Raw genomic sequence first — 1,514 nt, 5'->3', positions numbered from 1 at the left:
CAACGCGCGCGCCTTGACCTCCGGATCGATCTTCTTGGGCATGTGCTCATCCTTCCTGACTCAAAAGGAAGCGGCACGAAACCTAGGGGGATTCATGGTGATGGAGAACGCTCCTTGGTGGAGGGCGCGATGGTGGGTGGAGCAGAGCAGGATGAGGTTGTCGGGGTGGGTGTCGCCGCCGCGGGACCACCAGGTGACGTGGTGGGCGTGCAGGTGGCGGGTGCGTCCGCAGCCGGGGTAGCGGCAGGTGTGGTCGCGGTCGAGGATGATGCGCATCATCGCGGCATTGGGTGAGCGGCGTTTGCGGCCCCAGAGGGCGACGACGCCGCGTCGGTCGTGGCCGACGTGGCGGTGGCTGCCGGTGCAGTCGGCTTCGGCGAGTTCGGTGTCGGTGAGGGCGGGTCCGTTGTGCAGGTGTGGATCGGCTGGTGGCGCAGGAGGATTCGACACAGCGGGGTCTGACGCAGAAGGATCGGTGGCGTCGCTGTCATCGGTGCTTGTGGTGTCGGGTGCGTTGTCGTGGGTGTGGATGATGACTTCGGCGCCGGGGGCGAGGACGGGGACGTCGACGGTTGTGCGCATGGTGTCGGCCATGAGCATGAGGGCGGGGGCGATGTTGGCGGGGGTGTTGCGCCACAGGTGTAGGTCGGAGAGGTCGCCGGGGGCTGGTGGTGTGTCGGGGTCGGTGGTGGGGTGGTTGTCGGTGAGGGGTGCGATGTCGGGGTCGTCGGCGGTGCGAGTGCGTTCGTATTCGGCGCGGACGATGGCGGCGAGGAAGCCGGCGCCGTCGAGGGGTGTCAGGCGCATGCTGACGGTGAGGGTGTTGTCGGTGTTCCAGCGCCAGCTGGCGGTGGATTGTGGTGGGCGGTTGTGTTTTTGGTAGTGGTGGTCGTCGATGTTGCGCATGGCGCGGACGAGGAGTTCGACTTGGGCGGCGTCGGCGGAGAGAGCGAGGTTGAGGAGTTCGGGTTCGCGGTCGGGGGTGGCGACGCGGGTGATGGCGCGGACTTTGGAGTAGGAGAGTTGTCCGTGGGTGAAGGCGGTGTGGATGCGGGGGAGGTTGCGGAGGGCGCGGGCGACGCGGACGTGGTCGTGGGCGGTGCGCATGGAGAGTCCGGCGCGTAGGGACAGCCAGTGGGCGAGGGAGAGGATGCCGTCGCCGACCCAGGTGTGGCGGTCTTCGAATTCGGCGAGGAGTTCGAGGAATCGTGCGGTGAGGGTGGCGATTTGGGCGGCGTGGCCGAGGAGGCGTTCTTCGATTTGGACGGCGGCCAGTTCGGTGGGTGGGGTGGTGTCGAACAGGTTGGTGGCGTCGCATCGGGGTGTGGTCGGTGCGGTGGTGGTGGTCGGCGTGGGCATGGTGGGCATGGTGGACCTCCGGGATCGGTGGTGTGTTCGATGACTCAGGGTATCGATCACCACCGACAGAATCGGGGGCGGTGGGGTCGGGCGGGCGGGCGCGTTGTCGTGGTGGTTTGTGGTGTGTGGGGGGGGGGAGTGTGGTGTTGGGTGCG

General features: G+C 67.6%; 1 protein-coding gene. It reads right to left on the bottom strand.

Annotated elements, in window-relative coordinates; all coding sequences use genetic code 11:
* Window positions 1-60 precede the first annotated feature (60 nt).
* Window positions 61-1,359: a DUF222 domain-containing protein gene (locus tag ACWETB_RS23855; protein ID WP_452214070.1), complete on the bottom strand. Its 1,299-nt coding sequence runs from the start codon at window positions 1,357-1,359 to the stop codon at window positions 61-63.
* Window positions 1,360-1,514: the final 155 nt, after the last annotated feature.

The organism is Gordonia sp. NPDC003950, assembly GCF_053605205.1.
The sequence above is the reverse complement of the archived record's forward strand: the minus strand, read 5'-3'. Positions and strand labels throughout refer to the sequence as shown.

Excerpts from the sequence above, each read along its gene's own strand:
- ACWETB_RS23855 (WP_452214070.1), bottom strand. The coding sequence starts at position 1,359 with ATGCCCACGCCGACCACCACCACCGCACCGACCACACCCCGATGCGAC.